The following is an 18,033-nucleotide window of genomic DNA, read 5'->3' on the forward strand; positions in this document are numbered from 1 at the left end:
GCCCGAGATGGCATCGCGGAACTCACCGTCGATGAACGCCTGGGTACGCAGTTGCAGTTCGGCGGCGAGGGCCGCGTATTGTTGCTTGCTCAGCAAATCAGCCATTGTGTGTTCCCTTTGACAGTGTTGTTTCAGATCAGCCCAGCGATGCCGCCTGCTGCAAGTTCAGCGAGCGTGTTTCCGGTGCCAGGGCCCAGGACATGAACAGGCCGACGAACGAGACCAGTGCGGCGATGTACATGGTTTGCGCGATCCCCAGCGAATCCAGCGACAGGGGCACCAGGTAGGTGCCGACTGCCGCACCGATGCGTGACACGGAGGTACCGACGCCCACGGCGAAAGTACGGATTTCGGTCGGGAAGATTTCGTTGGGGTAGACCAGCACCAGTACCTGGGCGCCGCCGATGAACAGCGCGTAGGCGGCAAACAGCATGAGAATGACCAGGCCTGGGCTCGCATGGAAAATGCCCAGGCACAGCAGGGCCAGGCCTGAGAGCAGGAAGCTGCAGTTGAGCATGGTGCGACGGTCGATCAGGTTGATGATGCGTGTGGCTATCATGCAGCCGAAGACGAAGAACAGGGTGATCAGTGCCGAGCCCAGGGAGGCGATATCACCTTTCAGGTTGAGTGCGCCGAGTACCTTGGGGGCGAACGAGTACACCGCAAAGACCGGAATGATGGAGCATGTCCAGAAGCTGACGATGAACAGCATCCGCTTGCCGTAGCCCGAGTGCAGCAGGTTGGCGAAGGTCAGGCTGCGGGTGTTTTGTTCCTCGGGCAGGTTGTGCAGGCCGAAATCGCTGCCATACACCGCCTTGAGCACGGCCTCGGCTTCGGCATCGCGGCCTTTGCTCAGCAGCCAGCGGGGTGATTCCGGGGTGCCCAGGCGCACCACGAACAGGAACACCCCCACCAGCGCGGAGCTGGCCAGCACCAATGGCCAGGCATCAGCACCCAGGGTGCGCAGCAGCAACTCCCCGAACAGGTAGGCCGACGCAGCACCGGCGAACCATAACAGGGTCAGCATGGCCAGGCGTGAGCCGCGGTACTTGCGCGGCATGAATTCGACGAGCATGGACGTGGCCACCGGGTATTCGATGCCTACGCCAATGCCGATCAGCAACCGTAGCAGGAACATGCCCATTGCCGTATCGACCCACAAGTGGGCGAGCGAGGCACCGATGAACAGCAGCGGACCGATGAAATACACCTTGCGCCGGCCCAGGTGGTTGGTGAGCCAGCCACCGAGAAACCCGCCGAAGAACACGCCAATCAGGGACGCAGCGGCGATAAGGCCTTCCCAGAACGTACTCAACTGCAACGTCGCCGATATATGCGCCAGGGCGACGCCAATCACGCACAGCACATAACCGTCGGCAAAACCGCCACCGCCTGAACGGACAGTCAGCGACTTGTGAAACTTGTTGAGGGGTACATCTTCAACCGTGAGTACAGGACTTATCATTCTTGTCTCCTTTGAAATTCATGGCAGTTGCAATGTTCGGGGTGCCCGGGTTGCACGCGACAGATGTTGTGGTCTTGTTTCTGTCTTGCCCGGGGAAAAGGCTTGGCTCCCATACAGCGGGTCAAGTTGAAAAGTGGGGGCGAAGTGTGGGCAACGGCCGTTGCGCCATTACGGCGTCAAATTTCGTAGCCAACTTCTGAAATGGTTGGCGGCCAGTGCCGAGGGGATGCGCCAGGAAGCTACCGTCGATCCGGTAGACCGGCTGGGGCCGGCGGAGGGCAGCACCCTCCGCCGTGGGCGTCAGAGGATCCTGTTCGACGCCGCTTCGGTCAGCCGCCTGGTCATCAGGTCGCAGTACCAGTCGACGAACTGGCACACGCCACTTTCGATGATCGAAGAGAACGGGCCGGGGATGTAGGCGGGGGAGGTCACGCCCACCTGGGTACCTTCGACCAACCGCCGGTCCTGGTCGTTGGTCGCCATCCAGACCTTGGTCAACCGGTCAATGTCGTAGTCGACACCTTCCTGTGCGTCCTTCGGCACCAGCCATTTGGTGGTGACGACGGTTTCACCGGGGCCTACCGGCAGCACGCGGAAACTCAAGGCGTGGTCGCCGAGGAAGTGGTTCCAGGTAGAGGGGTAGTTGAAGTAGAGCAGGGCGCCAATGTTCTCCACGCCACTGCGGTCCAGGCGCCGGGCCACGGCCGGCTTGCCGTCCATGGTGTAGCTGCTGGCACCTGGGTTGAGCGGGATGCGGGTCATGCGGAACTGGCCATTGGGGTCCATGACCAGGCGGCTGGCGAGGCCGGCTGCCTCGAGCGTATTGCAGTACTCGGCAAATACCGGGTCTTCTGCATTGCCGTCGCCGCGTACGGAGGCCAGCTCCGTATAGCTGCACAGCAGTTCGGGGTGGGTGCCGTCGCAGTGATAACACTCGCGGTTGTTTTCGAAGACCAGCTTCCAGTTGCCCTTTTCCACCAGGTGGGATTCGAACGCGACCTTGCAGTCTTCAAGGTAGTGAGGGCCAATGAACGGTGAAACGGCACTGCGGAACTTCTCGAAGTCTGGTGCCTGCCTGGCGACGCAAACATAGATGTAACTGTGCACGATCTCGCAGTGCACAGGAGCAAGCTCATGCTCGGACGGGTCGAAGTCGGTACCCATGTTGCCGGCATACAGCAACTTGCCGTCCAGTTCGAATGTCCATTTATGGTACGGGCATACCAGCTTGGCCACTTTGCCCTTGGCTTCGGTACAGACTTTGGAGCCCCGGTGGCGGCAGGCGTTATGGAAGGCACGTATTACACCGTCCTTGCCGCGCACTACGACAACCGGGTATTCACCGATTTGCAGCGTCAGGTATTCGCCCGGCTTTTCCATTTCGAAAGTGTGGCCGGCGAAGATCCATTCCTTGTACCAGATGTGCTCGAGGTCCTGCTGATAGAGCACCGGGTCCATATAGGCGGCGCCCGGCAAACCGTGTTGCGGCTTGCGTTGTTTGATCAAGTCTAATCCAGCGGTGTGATTGTGCATTTTTATATGTACTCCTTAAACAACAACGCTTTGCAACAAGCCTTATCCACGACGCGCACGAGCACGCCAGCGAATGAACTACCGGGGCGGTTGAACATGCGCTGAAAACGTTGAGTTTTATCGTTGCCTTTATTCAGTCTAGAGAGCAGGTCATGACAGCGAAATCAATTTTTAGTGGGGCGCTTTGATAACCAAATCTCATGGTGCCTGTGAGATCGAGCACCGCGTCGCCTGCTTCGCGGGCATGCCCGCTCCCACAGGTACGGCGCAGGCTTCGGGCTCGCGCTGTACCTGTAGGAGCGGCCGTGGCCGCGAACATCGGCGCAGCCGGTGCCATCCACCGCGTCGCCTGCTTCGCGGGTGAACCCGCTCCCACAGGTCCGGCGCAGGCTTCGGGCTCGCGCTGTACCTGTGGGAGCGGCCGTGGCCGCGAACACCGGCGCAGCCGGTGCCATCCACCGCGTCGCCTGCTTCGCGGGTGAACCCGCTCCCATAGGTCCGGCGCAGGCTTCGGGCTCGCGCTGTACCTGTGGGAGCGGCCGTGGCCGTGAACACCGGCGTAGCCGGTGCCATCCACCGCGTCGCCTGCTTCGCGGGTGAACCCGCTCCCACAGGTCCGGCGCAGGCTTCGGGCTCGCGCTGTACCTGTGGGAGCGGCCGTGGCCGCGAACACCGGCGCAGCCGGTGCCATCCACCGCGTCGCCTGCTTCGCGGGTGAACCCGCTCCCATAGGTCCGGCGCAGGCTTCGGGCTCGCGCTGTACCTGTGGGAGCGGCCGTGGCCGTGAACACCGGCGTAGCCGGTGCCATCCACCGCGTCGCCTGCTTCGCGGGTGAACCCGCTCCCACAGGTCCGGCGCAGGCTTCGGGCTCGCGCTGTACCTGTGGGAGCGGCCGTGGCCGCGAACACCGGCGCAGCCGGTGCCATCCACCGCGTCGCCTGCTTCGCGGGCATGCCCGCTCCCACAGGTACTGCGCAGGCTTCGGGCTCACGTTGTACCTGAGGCAGCCTTGTGCTGCGAAGCGCCGCGCGGGCGGCGCTCGATCTCACAGGCACCAAACATTTCCAGACCTGCACCTGCTGCTAACAATTTTTTGCAATTCATTACATTTCTGCTTGATTTCATTTTGCCTCCCTGCTGTAGAATTGACGGGTTCGGTTGTTTGTCAGTCATTTTGTTGTTTTTTTGACGCTATTCATCGAGCCTCAGCGGCGCATGTGCCCGCAGCCACCTCTCATAGCCGTTTCAATCTACTTTTCAGAGCCAGTGTTTTGACGAATGGAATGCCGTGGTTGGCTATTTCCGGCTTAGGCGCCGAAAGCAGTCAGCTTCATGTACAAGGACTGTATTGGTTGGCCTGTGACAACGCAGAAGACGCCACCGTGCTATGCCGCCAGGTGGTCGGGGGGCTGCCCGAGCACGCTCGCGCAGCCCTGGTCGCCGATGCGCAAGCTATCGGTGATGTGCTGGGGGCGCTCGATGCCGCGCAGGGCCCCGCCGAACTGGCGCTGTACGAAGCCGACCTGCAAGCCGCCCGGCACCTGGTCGATGACCTGCCGCGTATCGACGCCGCCGGGCGGGTGCTGGTGCTGCTGGCGCCCGCCGACGTCTGGGGTGCCGGCAACGTCGAAAGCTGGTGCAACGCGCTGCGCCCGGTCCTGTTGGCCGAGGCCACGCTATTGCTGGTCATCAGCAGCGGCCAGAGTGCCGGGCTGGTAGAGCGCCTGCGTGCGTTCAACCAGGGCGTCGATGGCCTGGCCCAGGTGTACCGCGGCAAAGGCGGGGTGCGCTACCTGCAGCATTTCTGGAGCAACCCGCTCGGCAAGACCGGTACGCGCGATGTGGAACTGGCGCGGCTTGAAGCGGCCTTCGCCGCCGCCGGGGCGCCGCAGGCCCCCAGCGACACCGGTGGCGACGAGCTGTTGTGCCTGGCTCAGCGCCCGGTACTGGAAGGTGCGCCAGCCTTCTCCGAGCACTGGCAGGTCTGCGAGAGCCTCGAGGAACTGGGTGCCAAAGCTGGCAGGGCGGTTTCCGCCACGGTCATCTTTGCCATGGACGGCGGGCAGCGCCTAGATAGCCTGGCGCGCCAGTTGCACCGCTTGCGCCAGTTGCGTGGCAGTGCCCTGAAGCTGGTGGTGCGCGAGATGGCACCAACCCTGCGCTACCAGGATGAACAACTGCTGCTGGCCTGCGGGGCCAGCCAGATCGTGCCGTTCGGTGCCAGCCTGTCGCGCTTCCTGACCATGGTCGAGAGCATCCAGGGTTACCTCTGGCGCCGGCGCTTGCCAAGCGATTTCGATGCCTTGCTCGCACGCCTGCGGCCGCTGGCCATCTGCGGGCTGGTGGCGCCGCGCGCGTTCGCCGAAGCGGTGCAGACCATGTGGCACGGGGTGCGCAACGGCGAAATCGCCCACCAGTTGCTGGTGTTGCGCCCGGCCCCTGGCCTGACCCCGCTGCAAGCCTGTTCGCGCACGGTGTTCCGCCGCGACGGCGACATCGCCTGCGTGGTGGGCGATGTGCTGTTCCTGTTCCTGTTCGCCTGCCGCTCCGAAGGCGTCGAGCAAGCCCTTGACCACATCTTCCAGTTGTCGTGGAAAGAGTTGTTCATCAGCCAGGAGGTGCTTGCCGGTGTCGACAGCCTGGCCACCCCGGCCTTCCTCGACGACAGCGTGCCACAGCCACCCCGGCTCGACGCGGCGGCGCAGCTGCCCGCCCAGGCAAGGCCGGCCCTGGCGCCGCGCCGGGTGGCCCTGGGCAAGCGGGGTACGGCATGAACTTCGTGCAACTGCTGCAAGTGGTTGGCATCACGGCGCTGGTCACCTTGGCGCTGGCCCTGCTGCTGTTGCGCCTGCGCGCCACGCTCCGCGGCTGGTTGCGCCGCCGCCTTCCACCTCGTTACCTGAAACCGCTGGGCATACGCCACCGCGCTGCACGCCAGGAACCCCGTAATGACTAATACATCCGCCACCCTCCCGGTACCGGCCCGCTGGCCTGGACTGGGAGGGTGGAACCTTTATTTCCTGGCCAAGTTCCTGCTGGTCGCCCTTGGCATGCTCGACTTCCGGGCGCTGCCGAACCTGCTGTTCGCTGCGTTTCTGCTGCTGCCGTTGCCAGGCAGGTGGCTGCGAATCGCGCGGCAGCTGGTGGCCGTACCGGTCGGCATCGCGTTGTTCTACCAGGACACCTGGCTGCCGCCCTTCAGCCGCCTGCTGGCGCAGCCGGGGGTGTTCGATTTCTCGTGGGACTACCTGCTCGAACTGCTCGGCCGCTTCATCAACTGGAACCTGCTGGGCGCGCTGGCGCTGTTGCTGGTGGGTTACCTGTACCTGCGCCATTGGCTGCGGCTGAGTACCTTGAGCCTGCTGGGGCTGGCGTGGCTGGCGGTCGGCGGCCTGCCAGCGCTGGGGCTAAATGCGGGCCAGGCGCCTGGCGCCGCGGCTGCCAGCCCCACCGAGCAGGCGCAGGCCACCGCGGTTGCCGACAATGCCACGCTCGACAGCTGGCTCGAGCGGTTCTTCGCCAGTGAGCGTGAACGGGTAACAGCATTCCCGGCCATGAAGGCCGATGAGCAGCCGTTCGACCTGCTGGTGATCAACATCTGCTCGCTGGCCTGGGATGACCTTTCCGCTGTCGGGCTGCGTGACAACCCGCTGTTCTCGCGCCTGGACGTGATCTTCGACCAGTTCAACTCGGCCACGTCCTACAGTGGGCCGGCCGCCATCCGCGTGCTGCGTGCCAGCTGCGGGCAGTCGTCCCACGCCGGGCTGTATCAGCCCGCCCCGGAGCAGTGCCTGTTGTTCCAGAACCTGGCCAGGCTCGGCTTCCAGAGCAACACCTTGCTCAACCACAGCGGCCGCTTCGACAACTTCATCGGCGATATCACCCAGCAGCACATGCCTCAACCCGGCCTGCGCAACACCGACTTCCCGCGGGCACTGGTCGGCTTCGACGGCTCGCCGATCGCCAGCGACCTGGAGGTGCTGCGCCGCTGGTGGGGGCAGCGCAAAGGCGCGCCGGCCGAGCATGTGTCGCTGTTCTACAACAGCATCAGCCTGCATGACGGCAACCGTATCGTCACCGCCGACGGCGGTACCCGCGTGGCCGATTACGCCACCCGCGCCACCCGGCTGTTCGGCGAGCTTGGCAGCTTCCTCGATGAACTGGAGCGCAGCGGCCGCCGCGTGGTCGTGGCCATTGTCCCGGAACATGGCGCCGCGCTGCATGGCGACCGCATGCAGCTGTCGGGCATGCGTGAAATCCCCACCCCATCGATTACCCATGTGCCGGTGGGCCTGAAGTTCATCGGCATGGGCCAGCCTGCCCGCAGCGAGCCGCTGCATGTCTCGGCACCCACCAGCTACCTGGCGCTGTCCGAGCTGATTTCGCGCGTGTATGCGGGCCTGGGCCAGCAGCAGGTGCTGGATGTGCCCAGCCTGCTGAGCGACCTGCCGACCACCGAACAGGTCGCGGAAACCGCAGGTGCACAAGTACTGAACTACCAGGGGCGCGCCTACATGCGCCTGCAAGGCCAGCCCGACTGGCAGCCTGTCCCGAAGGAGCGCCCATGATCACTGGCAAGGCAGACCCTGCCGACCGCAGCGACGATATCGCCCAGTTGCGCCAGCACCTGGACATGCCGGACCTGAACTACCAGGACATCTCATTGCTGGTGGGTGTCCAGCAGGCCTTGCAGCGCTGGCCACTGCTGGGTGAAAGCTGCCGGAGCAGCGCCCAGGGCACCTTGTACACGGCGGCGCCGCGGCGCCAGGTGCTGTCGCCATGACCAGCCTGGCGTTGCACGGCGTTCGCGGTGGCCTGGGGCGCAGTGCCTTGCTGGCCGCGCTGGGGCATGCGTTGCAGGGCGTAGGTGAGCGGGTGCTGCTGGTCGACCTGTGCCCAAGCAACCTGCTCGGCCTGCACTTCAACCTGCCCCTCGACACGCACGAGGGCTGGGCGCTTGCCGAGCGGGAAGGGCGGCCATACAGCGATGCCATGTACGAGGTGCTCGATGGCCTGTGCCTGATGCCGTTCGGCAATCTGCCTGCCGGCACGCGGCCGCCGTTGCCCGACGCTGAAGCATGGCGCGCGCGCCAGGCCGAGCTGGCCGAACACTTCGACTGGTTGCTGTTCGACTTGCCGCAACTGCCGGCCGATGCCGCTGGCCAAAGCGTCGAGACTGACGTGCGGGTGTTGGTGGCCGAGGCAGAGATGGCCAGCCACCTGCTGCTCGGGCGCCGGCAGGTCGAGCACTACGACCTGTTGCTGGTCAACCGCTACGACCCCGCCAGCCGCTTGCAGAGCGACCTGCTGATGGTATGGCGCGACCTGTTCCGTGATCGCCTGCCGATCCAGGTGGTGCACCGCGACGAGGCCTTCCTCGAGGCCCTGGCGTGCAAGGCACCGCTTGGCCACTACGCGCCGCAGAGCCTGGCTTGCCGGGACGTGCAGAGCTTGGCGGTGCGCTGCCTGACGAGGCGCCAGTCGTGACCCTGACCCCTCTGTCGGCCTACGCCTGGTTCCGCACACGTGGCGCGCGGCAGCCGGTCGCCTGGCTGTTTACCCTTGGCGTGTGGCTGGCCTTCCTGTTCCTGCGCCTGGAGTCACCTGCCTGGCAAGCCCTGTTGGCCGAGCGGCAGCGGCTGTACCCGCAACTGGCGGGCAAGCGCCCAAGCCTGGGCGACCCGCTGCGCCTGCTGATCCAGAGCCTGTGGTTGCTGGTCCGGCGCCAACCGCTGCCTCGCGAGCCGGGGTTTGCCCGCCGTGCCTGGAGTGCAGTGCGTGCACAGCTGCGCGGTATGCGCCAGGTGCTGCGCCGTTACCATGGCCTGCTGATCGACCGCCTGCAGCAGCTGCCTGCGCGCTACCGCGCCAGCGCTTTCAAACAGCAAGCCTCGGCACGCCTGCGCGGCTTGAGCGTGTTCGCCCGGTGGGTTTTCTACAGCGTGCTGACCCTGGGCGCCATCGGCCTGGCCGTGCTGTGCGTGACCGAACCGTTCGGCTACCTGGCGCAGCTGGTGTTCATCTGCCTGCTGCTGGGCATTGCCCTGCTGGTGCGGCACATGCCGGGCCGCTTCCCGACCCTGATGCTGATCGTGCTGTCGACGCTCATCTCCTGCCGCTACCTGTGGTGGCGCTACACCTCGACCCTGAACTGGAACGACACCACGGGCCTTGTGTGCGGGGTGATCCTGCTGGCGGCAGAAACCTATTCGTGGTTCGTGCTGATCCTGGGCTACATCCAGACCAGCTGGCCGTTGCAGCGCAAGCCGGCGAACCTGCCGGCAAATCCGGCGCACTGGCCGACCGTCGACCTGATGATCCCCACCTACAACGAAGACTTGTCGGTGGTGCGCACCACGGTGCTGGCCGCCCTGGGCCTGGACTGGCCGCGCGAGTGCCTGCGCATCTATATCCTCGACGACGGCCGGCGCGAGGCGTTCCGTGCGTTCGCCGACGAAGTGGGGGTGGGCTACATCGTGCGGCCGGACAACAAGCACGCCAAGGCTGGCAACCTCAACCATGCGCTGGGCGTGACCGACAGCGAGCTGATCGCCATTTTCGACTGCGACCACGTGCCGGTGCGCTCCTTCCTGCAAATGACAGTGGGCTGGTTCCTCAAGGACCCGAAGCTGGCATTGGTGCAGACGCCGCACCATTTCTTCTCGCCCGACCCGTTCGAGCGCAACCTGGGCTCGTTCCGCCGTCGCCCCAATGAAGGTGAGCTGTTCTACGGCCTGATCCAGGATGGCAATGACATGTGGAACGCGGCGTTCTTCTGCGGCTCGTGTGCCGTGCTGCGCCGTACCGCGCTGGAGAGCATCGGCGGTTTCGCCGTCGAAACCGTGACCGAAGATGCCCATACCGCCTTGCGCATGCACCGCCAGGGTTGGTCATCGGCCTACCTGAGCATTCCGCAGGCGGCCGGCCTGGCCACCGAGAGCCTGTCGGCGCACATCGGCCAGCGCATTCGCTGGGCCCGGGGCATGGTGCAGATCTTCCGTACCGACAACCCGCTGTTCGGCCGTGGGCTGAGCCTGTTCCAGCGGGTGTGCTATGCCAACGCCATGCTGCACTTCCTGGCCGGCCTGCCACGGCTGGTGTTCCTGACCGCGCCGCTGGCGTTCCTGTTGCTGCATGCCTACATCATCTACGCCCCGGCGCTGATGATCCTGCTGTACGTGCTGCCGCACATGATCCACGCCAGCCTGACCAACTCGCGCATGCAGGGCAAGTACCGGCAGACCTTCTGGGGCGAGGTCTACGAGACCGTGCTGGCCTGGTACATCGCCCGCCCGACCACGGTCGCGCTGTTCGCGCCGAAGAAGGGCAAGTTCAACGTCACCGCCAAGGGCGGCCTGATGGAGCAGGAGCAGTTCGACTGGCGCATCGCCCAACCCTACCTGTGGCTGGCGGCGCTCAACGTGGCCGGTCTGGGCTTCGCCGTGTGGCGCCTGTTCACCGGCCCGGCGGCAGAAATCGGCACGGTGATCGTCAGCTCGCTGTGGGTGATCTACAACCTGCTGATCATCGGCGCCGCTGTCGCCGTGGCTGCCGAAGTGCGCCAGGTGCGCCGCGCCCACCGGGTGCAGATGCGCTTGCCGGCGGGGCTGGTGCTGGCCAGCGGTCACGCCTACCCCTGTACCCTGGTCGACTACTCCGACGGCGGTGTCGGCCTGCAATTGCACCGGGGCCTCGAGTTGCAAGCGGGGGAGCGGGTGCGCCTGCTGCTCAACCGCGGCCAGCGCGAGTTCGCCTTCCAGGCCTGTGTCACCCGTACCGTCGGGCAACACGTGGGCCTGGTGTTCCATGACCTCGGCCAGCAACAGCGTATCGACCTGGTCCACTGCACCTTTGCCCGTGCCGATGCCTGGCTTGGCTGGAACGAGCAGCACGAGGTCGATCGCCCGCTGCGCAGCCTAGTCGACGTGCTGAAGCTGGGCGGTGTCGGTTACCTGCGGCTGGTCGAACACTTGCCGCCATGGGTGCGGGCGTGGCTGCGCCCACTGCACGCGCTGGCGAACTGGCTGGCCAGCTACAGGCCCCGCACACCGCAGCCTGTCCCTTCCTTGAACCCTGTTGATCGAGACGCATGATGACTGGTTATCCCGCGCGTACCTGGGGCCTGGCGATGGCGCTGCTTGCTGCCTTGTCGCAAAGCGCCGCTGCCGCCTCTGTCGCCCCGCTTGCCGAGCCAGCCGTACCCACGGTACCGAACTGGGCGGTTGCGAAAACCTTCGAGCAGCTCGGGCATGCCTCCGACAGCCTGCTGCTGGGGGTGCGCAACAGCGAGCATATCGAATTCGGCCTGCGGCGCGACCGCCTGGCCACCGATGCCAGCCTGCAGCTGGACTACACGCCATCGCCCGCGCTGTTGCCGAACCTGTCGCACCTGCGAGTGTACCTGAATGACGAACTGATGGGCGTGGTGCCGGTGGAAAAGGACCAGCTTGGCCAGCGCGTGCGCCGTCAACTGCCGCTGGACCCGAAGCTGCTCAGCGATTTCAACCGGGTACGCCTGGAGTTCGTCGGGCATTACACCGACATCTGCGAAGACCCTGCGCACAGCGGCCTGTGGCTGAACCTGAACCGCAAGAGCCAGGTGCAGCTGCACGAACAGGCCCTGGCCCTGGACAACGACCTGGCGTACTTCCCGCTGCCGTTCTTTGATGTGCGCGACACCGGCAAGGTAACGCTGCCGGTGGTGTTCAGCGGCGTGCCGAGCCTGGGCGAGCAGCGTGCGGCGGCGATCCTGGCGTCCTACTTCGGCAGCCAGGCCGGTTGGCGCAAGGCGACCTTCCCGGTGCTGTACGGCAGCCTGCCGGCCCGTGGCGACAAACCCACGCCGAGCATCGTGTTTGCCAGCAACGACCGTCGCCCGGCCTTCCTTGCCGACTTGCAGCAATTCCCGCCGGTCGACGGCCCGGTACTGCAGATGATCGACCACCCGGACGATCGCTTCAGCAAGGTGCTGCTGGTGCTGGGCCGCAACGACGATGACCTGGTCAAGGCCGCCTCGGCGCTGGCGGTTGGCAACAACCTGTTCCGCGGTGCCCGGGTGAAGGTCGAGCAGATGACGGCACTGCAGCCGCGCCAGCCTTACGATGCGCCGAACTGGACACGCACCGACCGCCCGGTACGCTTCGCCGAGCTGCTCGATTACCCCGAGCAGCTGCAGGTCAGCGGCCTGCAACCACGGCCGGTGACACTTGAACTGAACCTGCCGCCGGACTTGTTCGTCTGGCGCAACCAGGGCATTCCACTGCGTACGCTGTACCGCTACACGGCCCCGGCAGTGAGCGACGAATCGCGCCTGAGCATCAGCGTCAACGACCAGTACATCACCAGCATGCCGCTGGTGGGCAATGACCGGCGCGGCGGTACGCTCGAGGAAATGCGCCTGGCGGTGTTGTCCGGTGACAACAGCGCATTGACCGAGAAGTCGCTGGTACCGGCGTTGAAGATCGGCGACCGCAACCGCCTGCGCTTCGATTTCAGCTTTGCCAGCACCCTGGGCAGCGCCCAGCGCGACCGCTGTCAGACCTCGTTGCCGGTGGATGTGCGCGCGGCGATCGACGACAACTCGACCATCGACCTGTCCGGTTACCACCACTACATCGCCATGCCCGACCTGCGCGCATTCGCCCGCAGCGGCTTCCCGTTCAGCCGCATGGCCGACCTTTCCGAAACGCTGGTCGTCATGCCGGCCAAGCCCACGGCGATGCAGGTGGGCACTTTGCTCGATGCGGTCGGCGGGCTGGCCGGGCAGATCGGCTACCCGGCGCTTGGCCTGCGGCTGGTCGATGACTGGAAGCAGGCCGCAGCGGTCGATGCCGACTTGCTGCTGCTCGGCAGCCTGCCTGAGGCGCTGGGGGATGCGCCCAACCTTGGCCTGCTGCTCAGTGCCCAGCGGGACTGGCTGCTGCAGGGCCGTAGCACAGGGCTGCCGGGCAGCCAGCGCTTCGATACCGCGCCGGTGGCCGCGAGCAGCCGAGTGGCAGTCAGCGCGCAGGCGCCGATTGCGGCCATCACCGGGCTGAAGTCGCCCTTCCATGAGCAGCGCAGCGTTGTCGGCCTGCTGGCCAACAGCGATAGCGACCAAGCGTTGCTGCGCGACGTGCTCGGCGATGTGGGCAAGCTCGATGCGGTGGCCGGCTCGGTGACGCTGGTGCGCAGCAGCGGCGTCACCAGCCAGTTCGTCGGCGAGCACTACTTTGTAGGCGCGCTGCCGTGGTGGCTGCTGCTGTGGTTCCACCTGTCCGAACACCCGGTGCTGCTGGCGGCGATCGCGGCCATTTGCGTGGTGCTGTTTGCCTTCCTGTTGTGGCGGGCACTGCGCTGGGCAGGCAAGCGCCGCCTGGGTGAGGCGGGGTGATGATGCGTCAGTTGCTGGTGGGGCTGGTCGCCTTGGGCCTGCCCGTCGTCACGAGTGCCGCACCGGCTTGCAAATGGCCGGCCTGGGACCGCTTCAAGGCCGAACTGGTGAGTGTCGACGGTCGGGTCATCGACCCGAGCGACGAGCGCCTGATCACCACCTCGGAAGGGCAGAGCTACGCGCTGTTCTTCGCCCTGGTGGGCAATGACCGGCAAGCCTTCGCGCAGTTGCTGCGCTGGACCGGCAACAACCTGGCGGAGGGCGACCTGGCCCGGCATCTGCCCGCCTGGCTGTGGGGCCGTAACGGCCAGCAGCAGTGGCAGGTGCTGGATGCCAACAACGCCAGCGATGCCGACCTGTGGATTGCCTACAGCCTGCTGGAAGCCGGGCGGCTGTGGGACGAGCCGGCCTACACGCAGCTGGGCCAGCGCCTGCTGTGGCGTATCGCCGCGCAAACCGTGCGCAAGCTGCCGGGCCTGGGGGTGATGCTGCTGCCGGGGGACTACGGCTTCGAGGATGCCCGGGGCGCCCGCTTGAACCCCAGCTATTTGCCGCTGCAGTTGTTCGATCGCTTCAGCCTGGTCGACCCGTTGTGGGGAGAGCTGGCGGCCAACACGCGGCGCTTGTGGCTGGCTTCGTCACCAAAGGGCTTTGCCCCGGACTGGCTGCTGTGGACGCCAGCCGGTGAACTGGCAGCGGACCCGCAACATGGCAGTGAGGGTGACTACGACGCCATCCGCGTCTACCTGTGGGTCGGCATGCTGGCCAAGGACGCGGCGCAGCGTGCCGAACTGGTGGCCCACTATGCCCCGATGGCGGCATTGACCACGCGCCAGGGGTTGCCGCCAGAGCATGTGGATGCGCACAGCGGTGTTGCCAGTGGCCATGGCCCGGCGGGTTTCTCTGCGGCGTTGCTGCCGTTGCTGGCAGCATCGCCGGAGCACGTCGCGGGCCTGGCGGCCCAGCGTCAGCGCCTGCGCGAGCAGCCAGTCGAAGCCAAGGCCTATTACAGCCAGGTGCTGGCGCTGTTTGGCCAGGGCTGGGACCAAGGCCGTTACCGTTTTGACCCGCACGGCCGCCTGTTGCCGGCCTGGAGCGCGCCATGCAGCGAATGATCGGCGTGCTGATGCTGGCGGCAGTGACCTGCCAGGCCACGGCACAACCCAAGGATGCCGGCGAACAGCGCCAATGGCTGCTGGACCAAGTGCGTCGCGGCGAGGCGCTGCATCGTGACGACCTGGTGCGCGATGCACTGGGGCGGCTGCAATTGCTCGAGCCGCGCAACCCGGATGTGTTGTTGGCGGCCCTGAGCCTGGCATTGCGCGAAAAGAACAGCACCGAGGCCGAGCAGTTGAGTGCGCGGATCAGTGCCATCGCGCCTGGCAGCTTGCAGGCACGCCAGGCCAGGCGCCTGCTCGAGCTGCAGCAGCCGGAGCGCGTGCGGCAATTGCAGCAGGCCCGCCTGCTGGCGGTCACCGGGCGCAATGAAGAGGCGCTGGCGGCCTATGAACAGTTGTTCGCTGGTGAACCGCCAAGCCTGGAATTGGCCCTGGACTACTGGCGCGTGCGCGGCAACCTCCCAGGCCAGCGCCCTGAAGCGATCAGGCAGCTGCAGCAGCTGGACCAGCAGTACCCGGGCAGTGCCGGGCTGCGCCAGACCTTGGCCGGTTGGCTGTTCGCCGAAAATCGCGACCGCGAAGCCTTGGCCTTGCTCGACCAGCTGTCGCGCGACCCTGGCGCACGGGATGCCGCTGCCCAGCGTGAGTTCGACTACCTGTCCGGGCAAGCGGTGAGCGCCGCCAGCGCGGCGGCCTGGCAAGCGTTTCTCCAGCGTTACCCGGCCTCACCGTTGCAGGCGCAGGCCAGCGAGACCCTGCAACAGCAGCGCAAACTGCTGGCCGACCCGTCCTGGCAGGCTGGCCAGCGGGGCTTGGCATTGCTCGACAAGGGCCGCAACGCTGAAGCCGAAGCACAACTGCGCCGGGCGCTGCGCCAGTATCCGGATGATGCCAGCCTGCAGGGCGCACTGGGCTATGCACTGATGCGCCAGAGCCGCTACGAAGACGCCAATGCGGCGTTCCGGGCGGCAAGTGCCAAGGAGCAGGACACCTACTGGATCAGCCAGTGGAAGGACCTGGAGTCGTCCAGCCAGTATTGGGCGCTGCTCAGCAAAGGCGAGCGGGCACTGCAGGCGAAAGACCTGCGCGCTGCCCGCGCCTTCTACCAGCAGGCACGCCAGCAGCGCCCGAAGGAGGAATACGCCTTGCTGGGCCTGGCGGATGTCTCGCTGGCCGAGGGCGATACAGCCGCCGCCGAGCGGCAATTCCTGCAGGTTCGGCGCATGGCACCGGATAACGAAAGTGCCGTGCGCGGTCTGGTGCGTGTGTACCAGGCGCAATCGCCCGACAAGGCGCGGGCGTACCTCGACAGCCTGTCGCCTCGGCAGCAAGCGCAGTTCGCCAGCCTGCGCCGCAGCCTGGAACTCGCACGCCTGCGCCAGCAAGGTGACCAGGCCATGCAGCGTGAGGACTGGGCGGCGGCCAGCCAGGCGCTGGGCCAGGCCACGGCCTTGGCCCCCGATGAGCCCTGGCTGGTCTACCAGCTGGCCAGCAGCCTGCGCCACCTGGGGCGCACCGCCGAAGCCGACGCGGCATTCGCCAGCATCGTGCAGCGCCAGCCGGGCGACCCATCTACCCGCTATGCCCATGGCCTGTTCCTGGAGTCCAGCGACCGCGATGCGCTGGCACTGGACAGCCTGGGCGCGGTGCCGCAGGGGGCCTGGAGCGCGGACATGCATGCACTGGAGCAGCGTATCCGCCGCCGCATGACCCTGGCCTCGGCGCAGCAGCTGCAGGCGCAAGGCCGTACGGCTGAAGCGACCCGCCTGCTCGAGGCCAGCCTGGCGCGTGGCGAAGGCAGCACCGACGACCTGATGCTGCTGGCTGACTGGGCGGCGGCCAATGGTGAGCCTGGCAAGGCGCGCGGTTATTACCAGCGCGTGCTTGCCGTGCAGCCTGGGCAACCCCAGGCGCGCCTTGGCGTGATCGAAAGCGCGGTGGCCGAAGGCAACCTGGCACAGGCCCGGCACATGCTGGCTGTGCAGGTACCGCAACTGGCTGCCGATGACAGCAACGCCCAGCGGCGCCTGGCGGCTGTCTGGGTCGCCTTGGGCGAACACGACCAGGCGGCCGCAATGCTCGACCAGATCGCAGCGCAGCAGGCTCGCCCCGACCCCTTGTTGCGGCGCGACGCTGCCCGCCTGGTGGCGCAGGATGACCCGCAACGGGCGCTGGACCTTTACGCCGCAGCGATGGCCGATGCACGGATGCTCGAGCGTGCTGCCGTGTCGCCACGGGACGACCGTGCACTGACGCTGGCCAGCCGTGAGCAGGATGACGACGACTGGCTGGCACGCAGCCTGCGCAGCGACGTCGATGCGCTGTATCGCCAGCGCAATACCCATGTGACGTTGATGCACGACTACGGTTGGCGCGAGGACGACGGCACGCCGGGCACGTCCGAACTGAGTACCCAATCGACCCTGCTGCATGTCGATACCCCTTGGCAGGACGGCACCGCCTTTGCGCGGGTGGAGCGCATCGGCATGGATGCGGGGTCGTTCGAGCAGAACGACCAGGGGCGCTATACCCCGGATTTCGGCAGCTGCCAGTTTGTTGGCAGCACCGCTGACGGGAGGTCGCTCCCCGCGTGTAAGGGCGGTTCGCAAACGGCGGACGGTAGCGTGCTGGCGCTGGGTTGGCAGGGCAGCCGCTGGGCCTTCGATCTGGGCACCACCCAGGGCTATGCGATCAACAACTGGTTGGGTGGCGCCACGGTCAACGGTGACCTCGGCCAGCTTGGCTGGTCGCTGACTGCTTCGCGGCGGCCGATGAGCAACTCGCTGTTATCGTTTGCCGGGGCACGTGACCCGCGCACGGGCGTGCGCTGGGGCGGGGTCACGGCCAATGGCGCCACACTCGGCCTGAGCTGGGACCAAGGCGGTGACAACGGCGTCTGGGCCAGCCTCGGGCACCACTGGCTGTATGGCGAAAACGTCGCCGACAACCAGCGCACCCGGGCCATGGCCGGCTGGTACCACCGCGTGGTGGAAAAAGCCGATGAGCGTGTGCGCGTGGGCCTTACGCTGATGCACTGGCGTCACGACAAGGACCTGGGCGGCTACAGCCTGGGGCAGGGCGGCTACTACAGCCCGCAGCGCTACACATCGGTTGGCGTACCGGTCAGTTATGCCTGGCGCAACTACGACTGGTCGGTGCTGCTGGAAGGCTCTGTAAGCTGGTCCCAGGCCCACAGCGGTCGCAGCCGCCTGTACCCGGACGCGCATGTCAACCGCAAGGTGCTGGCACAGTATGACGTTGGCTCCAACATCGACGCCATGAACGACGCCAGCGACAGCAGCGGGCTGGGCTACCGCCTGCGCGGGCTGTTCGAGCGGCGCCTGAGCGACCAGTGGGTGTTGGGCGGCGGCTTCGACTGGCAGCACAGCGATGACTATGCGCCCAGCCATGGCATGCTCTACCTGCGCTACCTGTTCGAGCCGTGGCGGGGCAACCTGGCGCTGCCGGTGACGCCGCTGGAGCCCTATAGCGAGTGGCGTTGATTCCGAATGCAGACACTGTGTGCGGATTTACCCGTGAAGAG

General features: G+C 66.2%; 13 protein-coding genes. 9 read left to right on the forward strand and 4 right to left on the reverse strand.

Going from position 1 to position 18,033, the window contains the following annotated elements:
* The 4 genes from CAG44_RS29200 to CAG44_RS28725 form a co-directional block, all read right to left on the reverse strand.
* A partial coding sequence (locus CAG44_RS29200) for a hypothetical protein (RefSeq protein WP_256575267.1) occupies positions 1-105 on the reverse strand: 105 nt, incomplete at its 3' end.
* Between the two features lie 31 nt (positions 106-136).
* Complete coding sequence (locus CAG44_RS25755) at positions 137-1,465, reverse strand: MFS transporter (RefSeq protein ID WP_085693290.1); 1,329 nt, start codon at positions 1,463-1,465, stop codon at positions 137-139.
* 300 nt (positions 1,466-1,765) lie between these two features.
* Positions 1,766-2,998 (reverse strand): SRPBCC family protein, encoded by a 1,233-nt coding sequence (locus CAG44_RS25760; protein ID WP_085587991.1) that lies wholly within the window; start codon positions 2,996-2,998, stop codon positions 1,766-1,768.
* A 988-nt stretch (positions 2,999-3,986) separates the two neighbouring features.
* Positions 3,987-4,172: a hypothetical protein gene (locus CAG44_RS28725; protein WP_143493964.1), complete on the reverse strand. Its 186-nt coding sequence runs from the start codon at positions 4,170-4,172 to the stop codon at positions 3,987-3,989.
* 110 nt (positions 4,173-4,282) lie between these two features.
* Between CAG44_RS28725 and CAG44_RS25770 the strand changes: the two genes are divergently transcribed.
* From CAG44_RS25770 to bcsC, 9 genes are read left to right on the forward strand one after another with little or no spacing between them, the layout of a single operon-like run.
* A complete protein-coding gene (locus CAG44_RS25770) occupies positions 4,283-5,773 on the forward strand; it encodes a BcsE family c-di-GMP-binding protein (RefSeq protein WP_085693294.1) in 1,491 nt (496 codons plus the stop codon).
* Complete coding sequence (bcsF, locus tag CAG44_RS25775) at positions 5,770-5,955, forward strand: cellulose biosynthesis protein BcsF (protein WP_085587997.1); 186 nt, start codon at positions 5,770-5,772, stop codon at positions 5,953-5,955. Before CAG44_RS25770 ends, bcsF begins: the two co-directional genes overlap by 4 nt.
* On the forward strand, positions 5,948-7,567 hold the full coding sequence (gene bcsG, locus CAG44_RS25780; RefSeq protein WP_085693296.1) for a cellulose biosynthesis protein BcsG: 1,620 nt from the start codon (positions 5,948-5,950) through the stop codon (positions 7,565-7,567). Before bcsF ends, bcsG begins: the two co-directional genes overlap by 8 nt.
* Positions 7,564-7,782, forward strand: a complete 219-nt coding sequence (bcsR, locus tag CAG44_RS25785) for a cellulose biosynthesis protein BcsR (RefSeq protein WP_025339608.1) — start codon at positions 7,564-7,566, stop codon at positions 7,780-7,782. Before bcsG ends, bcsR begins: the two co-directional genes overlap by 4 nt.
* Positions 7,779-8,486, forward strand: coding sequence for a cellulose biosynthesis protein BcsQ (gene bcsQ / locus CAG44_RS25790; protein WP_075045574.1), 708 nt, complete (start codon positions 7,779-7,781; stop codon positions 8,484-8,486). Before bcsR ends, bcsQ begins: the two co-directional genes overlap by 4 nt.
* Positions 8,483-11,092, forward strand: a complete 2,610-nt coding sequence (bcsA, locus tag CAG44_RS25795; protein ID WP_085693298.1) for a UDP-forming cellulose synthase catalytic subunit — start codon at positions 8,483-8,485, stop codon at positions 11,090-11,092. Before bcsQ ends, bcsA begins: the two co-directional genes overlap by 4 nt.
* Entirely contained in the window at positions 11,092-13,371 is a 2,280-nt protein-coding gene (gene bcsB / locus CAG44_RS25800) for a cellulose biosynthesis cyclic di-GMP-binding regulatory protein BcsB (RefSeq protein WP_371858553.1), read from the forward strand. Before bcsA ends, bcsB begins: the two co-directional genes overlap by 1 nt.
* Positions 13,371-14,486 (forward strand): cellulose synthase complex periplasmic endoglucanase BcsZ, encoded by a 1,116-nt coding sequence (gene bcsZ / locus CAG44_RS25805; protein ID WP_085693302.1) that lies wholly within the window; start codon positions 13,371-13,373, stop codon positions 14,484-14,486. The genes bcsB and bcsZ overlap by 1 nt, the downstream gene beginning before the upstream one ends.
* Positions 14,474-17,992: a cellulose synthase complex outer membrane protein BcsC gene (bcsC, locus tag CAG44_RS25810; RefSeq protein ID WP_085693303.1), complete on the forward strand. Its 3,519-nt coding sequence runs from the start codon at positions 14,474-14,476 to the stop codon at positions 17,990-17,992. Before bcsZ ends, bcsC begins: the two co-directional genes overlap by 13 nt.
* Positions 17,993-18,033 lie beyond the last annotated feature (41 nt).

It is taken from the genome of Pseudomonas sp. B13(2017) (assembly GCF_002113245.1).
GTDB lineage: Bacteria > Pseudomonadota > Gammaproteobacteria > Pseudomonadales > Pseudomonadaceae > Aquipseudomonas > Aquipseudomonas putida_Z.

What these genes read in the sequence shown, in the direction of transcription:
- CAG44_RS25755 (WP_085693290.1), bottom strand. Translation starts at nt 1,465, where the DNA reads ATGATAAGTCCTGTACTCACGGTTGAAGATGTACCCCTCAACAAGTTT.
- CAG44_RS25760 (WP_085587991.1), bottom strand. Translation starts at nt 2,998, where the DNA reads ATGCACAATCACACCGCTGGATTAGACTTGATCAAACAACGCAAGCCG.
- CAG44_RS28725 (WP_143493964.1), bottom strand. Translation starts at nt 4,172, where the DNA reads ATGACTGACAAACAACCGAACCCGTCAATTCTACAGCAGGGAGGCAAA.
- CAG44_RS25770 (WP_085693294.1), top strand. Translation starts at nt 4,283, where the DNA reads ATGCCGTGGTTGGCTATTTCCGGCTTAGGCGCCGAAAGCAGTCAGCTT.
- bcsF (WP_085587997.1), top strand. Translation starts at nt 5,770, where the DNA reads ATGAACTTCGTGCAACTGCTGCAAGTGGTTGGCATCACGGCGCTGGTC.
- bcsG (WP_085693296.1), top strand. Translation starts at nt 5,948, where the DNA reads ATGACTAATACATCCGCCACCCTCCCGGTACCGGCCCGCTGGCCTGGA.
- bcsR (WP_025339608.1), top strand. Translation starts at nt 7,564, where the DNA reads ATGATCACTGGCAAGGCAGACCCTGCCGACCGCAGCGACGATATCGCC.
- bcsQ (WP_075045574.1), top strand. Translation starts at nt 7,779, where the DNA reads ATGACCAGCCTGGCGTTGCACGGCGTTCGCGGTGGCCTGGGGCGCAGT.
- bcsB (WP_371858553.1), top strand. Translation starts at nt 11,092, where the DNA reads ATGACTGGTTATCCCGCGCGTACCTGGGGCCTGGCGATGGCGCTGCTT.
- bcsZ (WP_085693302.1), top strand. Translation starts at nt 13,371, where the DNA reads ATGATGCGTCAGTTGCTGGTGGGGCTGGTCGCCTTGGGCCTGCCCGTC.
- bcsC (WP_085693303.1), top strand. Translation starts at nt 14,474, where the DNA reads ATGCAGCGAATGATCGGCGTGCTGATGCTGGCGGCAGTGACCTGCCAG.